At 61.0% G+C, this 15,349-nt stretch carries 11 protein-coding genes; 6 read left to right on the top strand and 5 right to left on the bottom strand.

The window, feature by feature from the left end; translation table 11 throughout:
- The first annotated feature begins 88 nt into the window (after positions 1 to 88).
- The 4 genes from RXV95_RS11280 to RXV95_RS11265 all read left to right on the top strand — a co-directional run bounded on the left by RXV95_RS11280 (position 89) and on the right by RXV95_RS11265 (position 7,854).
- On the top strand, positions 89 to 2,422 hold the full coding sequence (locus RXV95_RS11280; RefSeq protein ID WP_338466151.1) for an arylsulfatase: 2,334 nt from the start codon (positions 89 to 91) through the stop codon (positions 2,420 to 2,422).
- A 30-nt stretch (positions 2,423 to 2,452) separates the two neighbouring features.
- The gene (locus RXV95_RS11275) at positions 2,453 to 4,816 is read left to right on the top strand and encodes a TonB-dependent receptor (protein WP_338466150.1); all 2,364 of its coding nucleotides are present in this window, start codon (positions 2,453 to 2,455) and stop codon (positions 4,814 to 4,816) included.
- The gene (locus RXV95_RS11270; protein ID WP_338466149.1) at positions 4,816 to 7,206 is read left to right on the top strand and encodes an arylsulfatase; all 2,391 of its coding nucleotides are present in this window, start codon (positions 4,816 to 4,818) and stop codon (positions 7,204 to 7,206) included. Before RXV95_RS11275 ends, RXV95_RS11270 begins: the two co-directional genes overlap by 1 nt.
- A 126-nt stretch (positions 7,207 to 7,332) precedes the next feature.
- Positions 7,333 to 7,854 carry a TolC family protein gene (locus RXV95_RS11265; protein WP_338466148.1) on the top strand — a complete coding sequence of 174 codons (522 nt, stop codon included), beginning with the start codon at positions 7,333 to 7,335 and terminating at the stop codon, positions 7,852 to 7,854.
- A 140-nt stretch (positions 7,855 to 7,994) separates the two neighbouring features.
- On the opposite strand, the gene RXV95_RS11260 is transcribed toward RXV95_RS11265, so the two are convergent.
- Together RXV95_RS11260 and RXV95_RS11255 are read right to left on the bottom strand one after the other, a co-directional pair.
- Positions 7,995 to 8,651: a glutathione S-transferase gene (locus RXV95_RS11260; protein ID WP_338466147.1), complete on the bottom strand. Its 657-nt coding sequence runs from the start codon at positions 8,649 to 8,651 to the stop codon at positions 7,995 to 7,997.
- Positions 8,635 to 9,612 carry a rhodanese-related sulfurtransferase gene (locus RXV95_RS11255; RefSeq protein WP_338466146.1) on the bottom strand — a complete coding sequence of 326 codons (978 nt, stop codon included), beginning with the start codon at positions 9,610 to 9,612 and terminating at the stop codon, positions 8,635 to 8,637. Before RXV95_RS11255 ends, RXV95_RS11260 begins: the two co-directional genes overlap by 17 nt.
- 373 nt (positions 9,613 to 9,985) lie before the next feature.
- On the opposite strand from RXV95_RS11255, the gene RXV95_RS11250 reads away from it, so the two are divergent.
- Positions 9,986 to 11,173, top strand: coding sequence for an ATP-binding protein (locus tag RXV95_RS11250; protein ID WP_338466145.1), 1,188 nt, complete (start codon positions 9,986 to 9,988; stop codon positions 11,171 to 11,173).
- An 86-nt stretch (positions 11,174 to 11,259) separates the two neighbouring features.
- A complete protein-coding gene (locus tag RXV95_RS11245) occupies positions 11,260 to 11,460 on the top strand; it encodes a hypothetical protein (protein ID WP_338466144.1) in 201 nt (66 codons plus the stop codon).
- 191 nt (positions 11,461 to 11,651) lie between these two features.
- Here the strand turns inward: RXV95_RS11245 and RXV95_RS11240 are convergent, their stop codons facing one another.
- From RXV95_RS11240 to RXV95_RS11230, 3 genes are all read right to left on the bottom strand, one after another.
- Entirely contained in the window at positions 11,652 to 12,014 is a 363-nt protein-coding gene (locus RXV95_RS11240; RefSeq protein ID WP_338466143.1) for a PilZ domain-containing protein, read from the bottom strand.
- A 490-nt stretch (positions 12,015 to 12,504) separates the two neighbouring features.
- Positions 12,505 to 14,235 carry an amidohydrolase family protein gene (locus RXV95_RS11235; RefSeq protein ID WP_338466142.1) on the bottom strand — a complete coding sequence of 577 codons (1,731 nt, stop codon included), beginning with the start codon at positions 14,233 to 14,235 and terminating at the stop codon, positions 12,505 to 12,507.
- Positions 14,236 to 14,412: 177 nt separating this feature from the next.
- Entirely contained in the window at positions 14,413 to 15,345 is a 933-nt protein-coding gene (locus tag RXV95_RS11230; protein ID WP_338466141.1) for a glutathione S-transferase, read from the bottom strand.
- Between the last annotated feature and the right edge of the window lie 4 nt (positions 15,346 to 15,349).

The raw sequence follows: 15,349 nt of genomic DNA, 5'->3' as shown, positions 1-15,349 counted from the left end.
CGGCGCTGAACGACCCCGAATTGAAAATGTCGGGGGGAAGCAAAGGGGCCGAAACAGCCGTCCTTTCCCCCTTGCTGGGAGAGAACGGATGAAGACCAGGTGTCGTACCACCCTCGCACGCGCGCTTGCCGCAACTGCCCTGGTTAGCGGCGGTCTCTCCCTTACATTGTGCGGCATCCCGTCCGCCCTGGCCAAGTCGGCCGACAACTCCGCCCCTGCCACGGAACAGGCGCCCCACCAGTGGCGCTATTATCCAAATCCGCCAGAGGCTCCGCGCGGCGCGCCCAACGTGCTGCTCATCATGACCGACGACGTGGGATTCTCGGCCTCGACCGCATATGGCGGCGCGATTCCTACACCCACGTTCGATGCTCTCGCCAAGGAGGGCATCAAGTATAACGCGTTCTATACAACCGCGATGTGTTCGCCCACGCGGGCGGCCCTGCTGACCGGGCGGAACCATCACGCGGTGGCATCCGGGGCGATCAGCAACCTCGCAACGGATCAGAAGGGCTACACCTCGGTCATGCCCGCCAGCGCCGCGACTATCGGCCGCGTGATGCAGATGAATGGGTATGCGACCGCATTTATCGGCAAGAACCATAATACGCCGGTCTGGGAGACCGGCCCCACGGGACCGTTCAATCATTGGCCCAATGCCATGGGCTTCGATTACTTCTATGGCTTCAATTCCGCGATGTCGGACCAGTTCAACCCCCAACTGGTCGAAAATCGAAATCCGATAGAGGCACCGGAAAACGATCCTGCCTACAATCTCGACCGGGACTTTTCGGATCACCTTCTGCACTGGTTGCAGGTCCAGCACACCGTTCGTCCAAACAAGCCGTTCTTCGCCTATTGGGCGCCCGGCACCGTTCATTCCCCGCACCAGGCGCCTGCAGACTGGATCGCCCGGTTCAAGGGCAAGTTCGACATGGGGTGGGACAAACTGCGCGAGCAGACGTTCGAGCGACAGAAGAAGCTGGGCATCATTCCCGCCAATGCCGTTCTGACAGCGCGACCCAAAGGGCTTCCTGCCTGGGACAGCCTTACGCCGGAAGAACAGCATGTTGCCGCGCGGATGATGGAAGTCGCCGCGGCACAGCTTGCCCAATGCGATTACCAGATCGGCCGCGTGGTCGACTGGCTCAAGAAAAGCGGCCAGTTCGATAACACCCTGATCATCTTCATCCAGGGGGACAACGGCGCCAGCGACGAAAGCCTCAACGGTGCGAATGATGAAATGGCCAGTCTTCTGGGTATAGAGCCGACCCAGGCCGAACTCGCAAAAACACTCGACATTCATGGCGGCCCGCTGGGATTCGGAAATTATCCCGCCGCCTGGGGCTGGGCTACAAACACGCCCTTCCAGTGGGGCAAGGAAATTGCATCGCACCTGGGCGGTCTGCGCGATGGCATGGTTATTTCCTGGCCCGACCGGATCAAGCAGCATGACGGTCTTCGCACCCAGTTCAGTCATATCATCGATATCGCGCCGACGATATACGAAGCGGCGGGCATAACGCCGCCCGCCAAGGTCGACGGTGTGGTCCAACAGCCGATTGACGGGACGAGCCTTGTCTATTCGTTCAACGCCCCGAATGCGCCCGAACGGCATCGTCAGCAGTATTTCGAGATGCTGGGGAATCGCGGCTATTACAAGGACGGCTGGTTCGCCAACACGATCCCCGAAATCGCGCCGTGGGACCGCAAGCACCCGCCGGTCGATCCGTATAAGTTCAAGTGGCAGTTGTTCAATCTGCGCGATGACTACAGCCAGTCGCACGACCTCGCGGCGCAGGATCCGAAGAAGCTGGCGGAACTGAAAAAGGACTTCGACGCGGCGGCGACCAAATTCCACGTCTATCCGCTTGGCGCCAACCTGATGACGCGGTTCGCGCCGTCCAATCGTCCAAGCCTTCTGGCCGGGCGAACGCACTTTACCTATTATCCGGGCGATACCCGTTATCCGGAAAATTCGTTCCCATCGATTTCCCGGGGGTGGACGCTAACCGCGCACCTTGTGGTGGGAAGCGATGAGGCGCGCGGCCCGATCGCCATCGGAGGCAATCATTCGAGCGGTTTCGGTTTCTCGCTCGAAAACGGCTTCCCGCGGTTTTTCTACAATCCGACCGGCCGGGACAAGGAGCGCGTGATCCTGGGATCGGATCGGCCGCTCGATACCGGCAAACACACAGTTTCCGTGCATTTCCAGCCAGACGATGCGGCGGGCGCGCGCGCTTCGGTATTGAAGATGGAAATCGATGGACAGCCAGTGGCGAGTGCATCCGTTCCGGTCACCTACCGGGTGTTTGGATACACCTATGTGGGCCGCGACGGACTGGGGCTTCTTTTCGCGGGACAACAGCGTGGCCCGTTGAGCGGAGCGACACTGACCTCGCTCGACGTCGATACCGAATAACCAGCAATCACAGGGAATTGGGAGAGAGAAATGAGGATGATTCTGATGAGCGGCGCAGCGATTTCTGCGATCGCTTTCGCTACGCCTGCGGTTGCGCAGGAACAACCTTCGACGCAAGCGGCCACGCAGGCCGGAGCCGCCGCCGATGCTGCCGACGACTCCAATGTAATCGTCGTTACAGCGCAGTTCCGGTCCCAGAACCTGCAGGAAACGCCACTGGCGGTTTCGGCGTTCAATTCCCAGACGCTTGAGCAGAAAAGCTACGAGACGATTACCGATCTTACGGACAGCGCACCGAACGTTGTCATGAAGCCGACCGGTTCAGCCTATGGCCCGGGCGCGGCGATCTTCATCCGCGGCGTTGGCCAGTACGATTCCAACTTTGCCTTTGAACCGGGCGTCGGGCTTTACGTTGACGACGTTTATCACGGCGCCATCTTCGGTGCGCAGCTTGATCTGCTGGATCTGGACCGGGTGGAAATCCTGCGCGGTCCGCAGGGCACACTGGCCGGCAAGAATTCCATCGGCGGCGCGGTCAAGCTTTATACGCGCAAGCCGGGTTCCGGCGGCAGTTTCCTTGAAGCCACAACCGGATCGCGTGATCGCATGGATATGCGCGGCGTGGCTGACATCGCGCTTGTTCCGGACCAGTTGTGGGTCCGGTTTTCGGGCGTGACGCGGCATCAGGACGGTTATCTCACGCGGTATGACTATGGCTGCCGCAACCCCGGCAATGCCGCCGGGATTCCGTCGACTGCGGCCGGGGGCACCAATTGCGTGATCGGTCACGAAGGCGGCAAGGACTATACCGCGGGGCGCCTCGCGCTGCGCTGGAAAGCCAGCGATTCTGTCGAAGTGAACATCGCTGCAAGCAAGCTGGTGGACGATTCAGAGCCGTCGGCGACCAAATTGATCAATCTGGCAACGCCGGGGCTTCTCACGCCGGGCGTGCCGGACCTTTCGACGTTTTTGACGCCGCCGAACGAGTATTCCAACTATTCAAGTTACGAAACGCCTGCGTTCACCGACAAGGCCGGATCGCATCCGGCCACCATGTGGACTCCGAACACCCGGCTTCGTGCCTGGGACGTGTCGGGAACGGTCGATATCGATCTTGCCGACAACCTGGCACTGAAACTGATCACCGCCTACATGGACCTGTCCGGACGCTACAGCACCGATTTCGATACGACGCCGTTTGGCATCAACACCTCAACCTTTACCAATTCGTTCGAGCAATTCACCCAGGAAGCCCGGCTTAACGGGTCCAGTTTCAATCACTTGCTCGACTGGACCGTTGGCGCGTTCTACTACAAATCGACGGCTTACATCGAAGGCGGAGACATCATCGCCCCCGGCGCGCCGTTCGAATCCGCCTTCTATTCGAACGACCGCATACCTTCGCGCAGCATTTCCGGATTCGTACACGGCGAATTCCATCTGACCGATGCACTGACGCTGACCGGCGGGCTGCGGTACACCAGCGACAAGAAGGATTATTATTTCCGCCGTCTGAACCCGTTCGACACATCGCAAACCAGCTATACCGCACAGGCGGCTATCGACGGGGACGTTGGCCGTTATTCGGGAAGCCGCTGGGACTACCGCGCCAATCTTTCCTACCAGTTCAGCCCTGCCGTAATGGGATATGCACAGATTTCCACCGGCTATCGCGGGGGCGGCATCAACCCGAGGCCGTTCGTTTCGCAGCAAGTCCTGCCGTTCAACCCGGAAACGCTCACAGCCTATGAAGCTGGTTTGAAGACCACGCTGTTCGACCGTGCCGTGCGTTTCAACCTGGCCGGCTTCATCAACGACTACAAGAACATCATCTTCACAAACAACGCGCCTACGGTCGTCAACGGAGTGGTGATCAGCCCGCAGAATGCCACGCCCACGAATGCCGGCGATGCCCGCCTCAGCGGCGTAGAGGCAGAGTTGAATGCGCGCCTCGGCGGGTTCGAATTCGACGGTTCGGCCAGTTACCTCGATTTCAAGCTGAAATCCGTGTCGGCTGCCGGAGCGACGTTCCGGGGCATCACGCTCGACAACGTCGCGCCCTATATCACCAAATGGAAGGTGAGCGCGGGTGCGCAATATCGTGCCGAACTGGGCGATCTGGGCAGCATTACGCCGCGTCTCGACTTTGCCTACCAGTCGTCGTTCTTCATCAACGTTGACAACAATCCGCTTGGCCTGGTCGATCCCTATTCGGTTTTCAACGCGCGTATCACGTGGCGTTCGGCCGATGACGATTGGGAAGTTGCCGCGGCGGTGACGAACCTGACGAACAAGTTCTACTATCTCAACAAGATACGGCTGCCGATCGGGATCACAACCGGTCAGGTCGCGGCACCGCGCCAGTGGTCGCTCAGCCTGCGCCGCAACTTCTGATGCGGATGCTCCCTCGCATCCTGGCGGCGACAGGGCTCGCGCTCGTCGCCGCCGCCACGGCATCCGCGCAGCATACTGGTGCGGCGGGGGATCAGGCGCGGCAGCAAGGCGTCGATCGCAGCGTCTGGCGCCCGTCGACGGTGCTGCCACGCCCTGGAGAAACATGGCACGGCACCATTGGACGGACCATCCAGACTTCGTCTGCTCCGTATTACAAGATGGACACCAAGGCGCCGCCCGGAGCGCCGAACATCCTGCTCATCATGACCGACGATGTCGGCTTCGGCGCAAGCAGCACGTTCGGCGGCCCCGTTCCGACGGCGACGTTCGACGCGCTGGCAAAGGTCGGTGAGCGTTATAACCGGTTCAATACCACAGCCCTTTGTGCGCCGACCCGCGCCTCGCTGCTGACCGGGCGCGAGCCGCATACGGTCGGGTTCGGGGCCATCACGGAGATGGGAACCGGATACCCGGGATACAGCACAGTCCTGCCCAAGAGCGCGGCGACCATCGGTGAGGTGTTCCGCGACAACGGCTATGCCACGTCGTGGTTCGGCAAGAACCACAACACGCCCGAATGGGAACAGAGCGCGGTGGGGCCATTCGACCGATGGCCCAACGGTCTTGGTTTCGATTATTTCTACGGTTTCATGGGCGGTGCCACCAACCAGTGGAATCCCTCGCTGTTCGAAAACCACACGCCGGTGCAGAAACCGGCCAACGATCCCCATTACATCCTCGATCACGATCTCGCAGACCATGCGATTGCGTGGTTGCGGACCGAAAATGCCGCGTCACCGGACAAGCCTTTCCTGCTCTATTACGCGCCCGGCACATCGCACAGCCCGCATCACGCGCCAGCCGACTGGATCGCGAAGTTCAAGGGCAAGTTCGACATGGGCTGGGACAAGATGCGTGAGCAAACGCTTGCCCGGCAGATCGCCCTTGGGGTCGTCCCGAAGGGCACGCGCCTTTCCCCTCGGCCGGCGGGCATACCCGCCTGGGATTCCCTCTCGCCCCAACGCAAGCGGGTCTATGCGCACATGATGGAAGTCTATGCGGCGGCGCTGTCGTATGCGGACAACCAGATCGGGCGCGTGATCGGTGAACTCAAGGCGGAAGGGAAGTTCGACAATACGCTCGTCATCTACATCCAGGGCGATAACGGGGGGAGCGGCGAGGGCGGTCCGGAAGGGTCGATAAACGACATCGCATCGATCAATGGCTTCCGCGCCGATCTTGCCACCATGATCAAGGCGATGCCGGACCTTGGCGGTCCCAAATACTACAACAACTACCCGGTTGGCTGGGCATGGGCGATGAATACGCCGTTCCAGTGGACCAAGCAGGTTGCCTCCCACCTTGGCGGCATCCGCAACGGAATGGTTATTTCCTGGCCGAAACGCATCAGGGCGCCAGGCGGTCTTCGCCCTCAGTTCGCCCATGTGAGCGACATTGCCCCGACGCTGTATGAAGCAGCCGGGATTCCGATCCCGACCAGTGTGGACGGCATCAAGCAGCAGCGCATGGACGGGATCAGCCTGGCCTATTCGTTCAATCATCCGGACGCCCCGTCGCGGCGCACCAGCCAGGTGTTCGAAATGCAGGGCAATGCGGCGTGGTATCAGGATGGCTGGTTCGCGAACACCACGCCCACGCGTCCGCCGTGGGATTTTGCCGGACCTGGCGGCCTGCCTACCGAAGGCAAGTGGCAGTTGTACGACCTGAATACCGATTTCTCGCAATCGCAGGATCTGGCAGCAAAGTATCCCGAAAAGCTCGCCAGGATGAAGGCGCACTTCTGGCAGGAGGCCGCGCGCGACGACATCCTGCCTATCGACAACCGGTCGTTTGCCCGCTGGCGCACGTCCAATCGGCCTTCCTTGCTGGGCGACCGGTCCCGCTTCGTGTTCTATCCGTCGGACCGGCGCATCACCGGTGGCGCGTTCCCGGACCTGAGCGGCCGCAGTTGGTCGGTAGACATCAAGTTCACCGTACCGGACGGAAAGTCAGACGGCACTCTGGTGGAAAATGGCAGCCGCGCCGTGGGGTGGGGTGTATTCATTGTCGATGGATGTCCGGTCTTCATCCACAAGGCGTCCGACGATCCTGCGGACTTCGTGAGAGTAGCAGGGCCTGACAAGCTGCAACCGGGCCAGCATGTACTTTCGGTTCGGGTCACCAAGCTGTCGGGCGGCAAGGGCGAAGCGGAACTGACGGTCGACGGCGGTTCGCCAGTCACTGAGGCGATACCCCATATCGTGCCTGTCCTTATCCCCGACGACGCCGAAACCGGATGGAGTTTCGCCGACCTGACCGGGGAAGGGCGCGGAAACTTTCGGTTCCCCGGAAAAATCGACTCTGTGGCGGTCAGTCGCGGGGACAGGTAATTGACGGACTGATACCAAGGCGCGATGAGCTTGTCTCATCGCGCTTTGGTTAAGTTCTTGTGGTGCATGAACATTTCCAGGGCGTGATGCGTCAACATCTTGGCGCCTTGGTATGACAGGCTCAGCGTGTCCGATTGGCCGGTGATCGGCGTCGCGACCGCGGACCTTTATCCGCGCATCAGCCTGGGCGGAACCGCATTGGGTAGCGATAGTGAGAACGGCGGGAGTTCGTTCGGATTTTCGCTGGGACCGCTCATATCGTGGAGTTTTCCGAACATGGCCGTTGCGCGAGCCAAGGCCCGGCAGGCACGTGCGCAGGCCGATATCTCGCTGGCAAATTTCGACGGGAAGGTGCTGACGGCCCTCAAGGAAGTTGAGCAGGCATTGACGCGCGTCGATACAGAGCAGCGGCGGCGTGACGCCTTGCGCGACGCAAAAGATCGTTCGGAACGCGCCTGGCAACTGGCCGAAGCGCGCTACAAGGCCGGTTCGATATCCTATCTGGACGCGCTGGTGGCGCAGTCGGATATGTTGCGTGCACGTGCGGATTATGCCGCATCGCAACAGGTGCTGGCATCGAACAGGATTGACTTGTTCAAGGCGCTCGGCGGTGGTTGGCAGGACGCTGCCGGACCAGCGGCGCCATGATGGACGAGCGGGCTGGGTAGGTGAAGATCTACCGTTCGCACGCCGGATCGACATCTGCCGAAAAAACGCGGGAAAGGTACGGTCGATCCGTGGCTCTGCTCGGGCCGGCATCGGTCAATCGTGGGCGAAGCGGATGCGCGCTACGTGCCCTGATTGTCTTGAGGCACCGCGAAGACTGTCAACGGATCGCCGGGCGACCAGGGCTTCACCCGCATCATTATCGCGTCGAAAAGTTCCGACGCCAGGTGACCGGCCAGCCAGGCCTTGAGATGGGGCAGCGGCAGAGTATCGAACCATTCCCTGTCCACGGCCGCGAACTGCCGCACGAAAGGCATGATGGCCGCATCCGCCAATCCGCGCTCGGGACCGCAAAGCTGGCAGGCAACCGCCAGGCGGCCATCGATTTCGCGCAGGAATTCCAGCCCGCGCGCGCGAAATCCAAGTGGGTCTGTCCGGTGGCGCTCCGGATACTTGTAGCGGTCAAGGTCGTGCTTGAACGGGCCGTCGTTTGTGGAGATGAGCGCGGCGTCGTCGCGCGCCAGCCAGCCTTCGGGGTCCCGTTTCGCCAGCGCCCAGCGCATGATGTCGAGACTCTCGTCGATCACTTGTCCGTCCGGAAGGACGAGCACGGGCACGGTCCCCTTGGGCGAAGCGTCGAGCATGGCCTTCGGCTTTGCCGATAGCTTGACCTCGCGCAGCTCGCAGCGGGCGCCGCTGGCCGCCAGCGCCAGCCGCGCCCGCATCGCATAAGGACATCGGCGAAAGCTGTAGAGAACGGGATCAGCCGGTGCCGTCATCTGCCTGCTCTAACATCGAAGCGCCGACATGCGCGCGGCCCTGCGCGGCGGCGAGCATCTCCTGCCGGTGGCGTTCGCGGTAGGATGCGCGTTGTTCGTCGGTCCTTTCCGAGTGGCAGGCGGGACAGCTTGCACCCGGTTCGTAAAGCGGGGAATTGCGGTCCTGCGTGCTCACCGGGCGGCGGCAGGCATGGCAGAGGGCATGACTGCCCTGCACAAGTCCGTGCCCGATTGTCACCCGCTGGTCAAAGACGAAGCATTCGCCCTGCCAGAGGCTGCGTTCCTCGGGCACCGTTTCCAGGTACTTCAGTATCCCGCCCTTGAGGTGATAGACCTCCTCGATCCCCTCCTGCTTGAGGAACGCGGTCGATTTCTCGCAACGGATGCCGCCCGTGCAGAACATGGCGACCTTTGGCGGCTTGCCCGTGCCAACCAGCTTTTCGCGTTGGCGACGAAACCATTCGGGGAAATCACGGAAGCTCGCCGTCTTTGGGTCAATCGCGCCTTCGAAAGTGCCCACCGCCACCTCGTAATCGTTCCGCGTGTCGATCACGATGGTGTCGGGGGCCGAAATCAGCGCGTTCCAGTCCTGTGGCTCGACATACGTGCCCACGCTTGTCCGCGGATCGAGGCCCGGCTCGCCCATCGTGACGATCTCGCGCTTGATACGCACCTTCATGCGGTGGAACGGCATGGCAGATGCACGCGAAAGTTTGACGTCAAGGTCCGCACAATCGGGCAGGGCGCGGATGTGTTCCAGCACTTTGGCGATCCCTTCGGGCGGCCCTGCAATCGTGCCGTTGATACCCTCGGCAGCAAGCAGCAAAGTACCGCGAATGCCCTGCTCGCGGCACAGGCGCTCAAGCGGCGTGCGCAAGCCGGCGCAATCCTCGAAGCGCGTGAAGCGGTACAAGGCGGCCACGCACACGGGCGTAACGGATTCGCGGTGAGGAACGTGCATGACGGTCCCATAGCGCCAAGCCGAAGGCGCGTCAGCAGGCGTGACGCGGCACTTGCATGTGAGTGTTTTAGGCGAGATTGGCCGTTGAGTGGAATTCGCCCCGAAAGGAAACGTAGCTCCGACCAAATCGACTTCCCGATAGAGGTCATCCGTTCAGGTCGGCAACCGCAATGCGCGCGGTTTTAGCCTCTATACCAGGGGGGCGTGTCCACGCCGCCTGGGTGGCGCGCGATGGGGGCAGGTTGGTATTACATCGCTGGTCTCCTCCGGTTTTCGCAAGACCACCAATTCGATTGCGTGTATTCCCGTCAACTCGCGTGACCGATAATGTTCAGCGCAATTTCTGATCGAGCTCCAGATCAAAAGGCTGAAAATGACGCAAAAGCATCGCAGTCGGCTGGATGAAGCGATCAGCGACAGATCTGCAAATGCGCGCGATGCGGAATGCCGGGTGGGTGTATTGGACCTGCATTCCGCATCGGCCGCTCATCTTGAGAAAATGTATGATCGCATCTCGGATCTGGCGAAGATTGGTGTCTGGGAATGCGATCTGGCGACGGATCGGCTGACCTGGACCGATACTGTTTACGACCTTTTCGAAATTCCGAGGGGAAAGACGATTGATCGAGACGAGGTGTTGAGCCTCTATGACAGCGCGTCTCGAGGCGAAATGGAACGGCGACGCAGCGCGGCGATCAAATCCGGCACGGGGTTCACACAGGACGTTCTGATCCGGGGCGCCAGTGGCAACGAAAAATGGATCCGCATTACCGCAAAAATCGAACATGATGTTGGCAAGCCAGTCCGGATATTCGGAACGAAACAGGACGTAACCGCTGAAAAGGCGATGCAGGAACAGGTTCGATCATTACAGAACAGATTGATCTATGCGTCGAGGTCGAGCGCGATGGATACGATGGCCTCAACGCTTGCGCATGAGGTCAATCAGCCGTTGGCCACTGCATCGAACTATATCGAAGCCGCCCGCCGCATAGGGGCGCACGAGGGTGTCTCACAGGCGTTGACGGACTGTCTCGAGGCCGCATTGAAATCGACTTTGCACGCCGGTGAAATCATCCGCCGCACGCGCAATATGCCCGTCAGGTTGCTGGCAAAGCGGACAAATCTTGAAATTGAGCAACTTGTGAACGAGGCTGTTGCCCTGTCGTTCACCGGGTCAACGAACTTATCGATCACGTTCGATATCGTATCCGTAGCGCCGGTCATAGCCGATCGCCTGCAGATACAGCAGGTCTTGATCAACCTGATCAGGAACGCCTGCGAAGCAGCGGACGGCAAGCCATGCAACGTCACCGTCCGCAGCCTTGCAGGCAAGACGCACCTGGAGCTTTGCGTGTCCGACAACGGACCGGGTATCCCTCAGGACGTTCTCCCCGATGTTTTCGAAACCTTCTTTACGACCAGGCGGGATGGATCGGGAATTGGCCTCGCGATTGCGCGAACGATCGTTGAAGCGCACGGAGGGACGATCAAAGCCGCAAATCTGAACGAGGGCGGGGCGATCCTCAGTTTCACGGTGCCACTCGCATACCCTGGCTGATGACGCGGTGTGCGGACAGGAAACAGGAATGACGGCCAACCCCCTGTCATGGTAGATATCGGGATCATCAAAAGTGGTTAGAGATCATGGCAGCATTGTTGAAGGCAATCGCGCTCGCAACCGTGATAACGCTTATCGCTTCGTTCCTGATCGGCCCGGGCGATTACGGTGAGGGGTTCTGGCGCGTCCAGACGTTGAACATTTCCTACTTCGAGTTCAACTGGTCGTGGATCGTCTTCTTTCTTGCCATGCCGATTGCCTTCGTCGTGTTCTGGCTTAGCGACTGACCCTGATTACACGCTTTATTTATTGGCAATTACTTAGCGCTTTGAAGCGTCTGGATCGCTGTGAAATGTTTCACAACGGCTTGTTCACCGCATACGAAGGATGCCGCTTATTCGGCGGAGTTTCGCGGTTTGAAGGTTCAGGTTACGGATCGCGAACATTTGCCCGCGCTGCATTCGGTCCATGTCCGTGGTTAGACTTCAACGCTTGGCCGAGTCCTCGCAAGGTGCTCGACGACCGGGCCGTAGAGCGGATTTACGAACTCGACCCCCAACGCGTCAGGCTCGATCCAGCGGATTACGCCAGGCCACGGTTCGATGCCGTCGATCTCGACATATACGACCTGGCCCGCTTTGCCTCCGCATGAGGGCATTTCGAGGCGACAGCCACGTTCGGAAATGTCGGTCATCACGCCTTTGGAAAGCACGCCGACCTTGTGCCGGATATCGGCGTTCGACGTTAAAGTGCGCCGCTCGGCATCGCGAACCTTGATGATCCGCGGTGCCTCGTGTCCGTTCAGTCCGACATCATCGGTTGCGGGCTCAGGGGCAAGCATGACGGGCTACTCCTCGGCAGTTCAACATGGGGTTGCATTTTCTGATCTGATTGCGCCCGTTTCGGTTGTTTTACGGATATACCTTTAACCAAACGTTGATTTTTCGAGGTTTTGACCGTTTCAAGCTGCGGAGCGAACCGATATGCGGCAATTGATGAACAGTGGCTTTCGGGAATTGTCCTGCTGATCGGGATCGCCGGTTTGGCGACCTCGTCGAAGCGCCCGGCGCGGTGATCGCCGGAAGCCGATAACGGGGGCGAGAGGTGTTGCGGTTCCGGCAGATGAGCCGAAGGGCGGCGAAGCAAAACCGCTACAGAATTTCGCTTTGATTCACACCAAAGTCCCCAATCGTTTCAACTTCGAACGCCACCACGTTTATCGCCATGCCTAGAAGCAGTACGTGGGGCGCGTGGCTGGCTGGCCGAGCGGTAAAACCTCATGGGATGGGGCATGGCGGGCAGGGGGCGTCTGGCCGGCGTAGGCCGCGCTCTCATGCTGCCGAACAGGCTTGGGCCCGCCTGACGAGGCGTCCGGGGAAGACGCCGGTGGGGGTGCCGTCGCGGTTGATCACAACGCCGGAAACGATCGTGGCGGCATAGCCGTCCGCCGTCTGGTGCATCCGTTTGCCGCCGGCGGGAAGGTCGTATGCAACGAACGGCACATGAAGGTTGAGTGCGTCGAGATCGATCACGTTGAGGTCGGCCTTCATCCCTTTGGCAATGCGCCCGCGATCGAGCAGGCGAACCGCCGCCGCGGGCCGCGAGGTCAGTTCGGCAACGGCTTCGGCCAGCGGAATCCTCTCGTTCTCGTCGGCATCGCGCGCCCAGCGTTGCAGGAAATATGTCGGGAAGCTGGCGTCGCAGATCAGGCCGTAGTGCGCCCCGCCATCGGCCAGTCCGACCAGCGTGTCGGGGTGGCCCAGCATCTCTCGCACGGCGCCGAGGTTGCCTTCGGTGTAGTTGGCTGCGGGAAGGTAGAACAACTGGTTGCCGCCATTCTTGAGCAAGAGATCATAGGCGAATTCGGCGACGGACAAGCCGGCATCCCTTGCGCGCTGCTCGATCCTGTTGTCCCGCACCGGTTCGTAGTCGGGCTTTCCGTTGTCCCATTCGTGCGTCGCGCGGAACGCGTCGATCAGCGCAAGCGTCACCGGATTGCTGTCTTCGGGCTCCTCGGACAAGAGTTTTGCGCGGAAATCGGGATCGCGCATCGTGGCGACGCGTTCCTCCAGCGGCCGGTCCGCAATAGCCCTGTAGCTGGGATGCGAACTGAACGGGTGCAGGCTGAGGTCCAGTCCGAAGAACATGCCGACCGGACGCGGCGCGACCTGGCCACGCAGTTCAAGCCCGTCTTCCCGCGCCCGGTCCAGTCCGCGCAGCATGCCGCGCCAGCCGACGCCGGGCTGGCCGGGAACGTCAAGCAGCGTGAATGACAGCGGGCGGCGCCCGTGTTCGGCAATCCGGCGCAGGATCGCGAATTCCTCTTCCGCGTCGTTGGCGGGTGCGGGGATCATCTGGAAAACGCCCGCGTCGGCCTGGTTGAGCCCATCCATCAGGGCGCACAGTTCGTCGACCTGGGAATGGAGGCTCGGCGCCAGTTCGCCGGCCTTGGTCCGGTGCATCATGTTGCGCGAGGTGGTGACGCCGAATGCCCCTGCCTCCACCGCTTCGGCGACGAGCTTGCGCATCTGCTCGAGGTCGGACGCCGTCGGCGCTTCATGGCGCGCGGCGCGCTCGCCCATGACGAAAATCCTGAGCGCCGAATGCGGGACTTGCGTTGCGACATCGATGTCGAGCTCGCGCGCATCAAGTGCGTCGAGGTATTCGGGAAAGGTTTCCCAGTTCCAGGGCAGCCCGTTTGTCATGACGACTTCCGGAATGTCCTCCACCCCTTCCATCAGCTTGACCAGCATGTCGCGTTCGTGCGGGCGGCAGGGCGCGAACCCGACGCCGCAGTTGCCCATCAGGACCGTGGTCACGCCGTGGCCCGACGACGGGGCGAGGCGCTGTTCCCAGGTCACCTGTCCATCGTAGTGGGTGTGAATATCGACGAAGCCGGGGGTGACGATCCTTCCGGTCGCGTCGATCTCTTCCGTTCCGCGCCCCGGAACCTCTCCGACTTCCGCGATCTTGCCGTCACGAACGGCGACATCGGCAGGAAACGGCGGGGAGCCCGAACCATCGACCACCAGACCTCCGCGAACGACGAGATCGTATTCCATGACATGCTCTCCCAACCGTTTCTCCGGCCTTGGTGTCAGACGCACTTACCATCTTCGCGCGCCGACACCCAAGCCGTGACGTTGTCCATTCCCGCCAAGGGGCGAGATAAATCTCGATCCGGCACTGTCAAAGCCAACGAACGGACTGACGACCAGCCTGACAGTGCCATTCTTCAATCATTGTGAGCGAACGACCACGAAGCCCGCGCGTGGAAAGTGCAGATGCAGGTGGCCAAGATCCGCGTCTTCGCGGTGGATCGCGATCCTTTGCGATGCCAACGCAACCAGTTCGCCCGAAATCGGGTCACGCCCATAGTCGTCTGCCATCACGGTTACACGATCGCCCGGCGCGAGGCCCGATGGATCCACTTCGTCGTGCGATATGACGCACGGTGCGGGGTCTGATTTTCGGGCAATTTCCAGTGCCTTGGCCGCGGTCATCTCCTCGCGGTTTCCCTGGCCGATCGCTTCCAGCGCCGCACGCCACCTTGCCAATGCGGGGTATCCTTCCATCAGGTTGTCTGCCTGGTCCGGAAAGACGCTGGCCAGAAACCAGATATTCATGTGCGCGGCGAGGTCGCCGATGCCCGGCTCCGAACCGTCGAGAAATGCCGTGCCGCCGCATGAAAGCGCCTGCTCGATCCAGCCCGCCTGCGCGCGCCACTGTCCCTTGGCGGGCTCTGCGGCCGCGGCCATCGCCTTTACGTCGAACGGCTTGCCGGAAAGCTTTTCCCGGTCCGCGATGAAGGCGGGTTCGACGCGGTCGCCCAACTGGCCGAAGATGATTGCCACGGTCAGCTGGAAGAACAGCCGGTCGGCCCAAAGGTTGATCGGCCAGTCCATCCCGTTCGATGTCGCGGGTCCGGGATTGCGCCGTTCGATCTCGGCCATGATGACCTGGCTGTCGCAATACACGTCCGCGCCGATCTGCATGACGGGGGCACGCCGGTAGCCCCCGGTCAGGGGAACGAGGTCGGGCTTGGGCATCATGTTGGGCGTGATGACCGATTGCCAGGTTAGCCGCTTGAGCCCCATCTGCATGCGAACCTTGTTGGAAAAGGGTGACGCATCGTAATGGTGCAGGATCAGGTCTTGGGCTTGGTTATGCATCGAC

The sequence above is a fragment of the Novosphingobium sp. ZN18A2 genome (assembly GCF_036784765.1).
Classification (GTDB): Bacteria; Pseudomonadota; Alphaproteobacteria; order Sphingomonadales; family Sphingomonadaceae; genus Novosphingobium.
The sequence above is the reverse complement of the archived record's forward strand: the minus strand, read 5'-3'. Positions and strand labels throughout refer to the sequence as shown.

Excerpts from the sequence above, each read along its gene's own strand:
- RXV95_RS11280 (WP_338466151.1), top strand. The coding sequence starts at position 89 with ATGAAGACCAGGTGTCGTACCACCCTCGCACGCGCGCTTGCCGCAACT.
- RXV95_RS11275 (WP_338466150.1), top strand. The coding sequence starts at position 2,453 with ATGAGGATGATTCTGATGAGCGGCGCAGCGATTTCTGCGATCGCTTTC.
- RXV95_RS11270 (WP_338466149.1), top strand. The coding sequence starts at position 4,816 with ATGCGGATGCTCCCTCGCATCCTGGCGGCGACAGGGCTCGCGCTCGTC.
- RXV95_RS11260 (WP_338466147.1), bottom strand. The coding sequence starts at position 8,651 with ATGACGGCACCGGCTGATCCCGTTCTCTACAGCTTTCGCCGATGTCCT.
- RXV95_RS11255 (WP_338466146.1), bottom strand. The coding sequence starts at position 9,612 with ATGCACGTTCCTCACCGCGAATCCGTTACGCCCGTGTGCGTGGCCGCC.
- RXV95_RS11250 (WP_338466145.1), top strand. The coding sequence starts at position 9,986 with ATGACGCAAAAGCATCGCAGTCGGCTGGATGAAGCGATCAGCGACAGA.
- RXV95_RS11245 (WP_338466144.1), top strand. The coding sequence starts at position 11,260 with ATGGCAGCATTGTTGAAGGCAATCGCGCTCGCAACCGTGATAACGCTT.
- RXV95_RS11240 (WP_338466143.1), bottom strand. The coding sequence starts at position 12,014 with ATGCTTGCCCCTGAGCCCGCAACCGATGATGTCGGACTGAACGGACAC.
- RXV95_RS11235 (WP_338466142.1), bottom strand. The coding sequence starts at position 14,235 with ATGGAATACGATCTCGTCGTTCGCGGAGGTCTGGTGGTCGATGGTTCG.
- RXV95_RS11230 (WP_338466141.1), bottom strand. The coding sequence starts at position 15,345 with ATGCATAACCAAGCCCAAGACCTGATCCTGCACCATTACGATGCGTCA.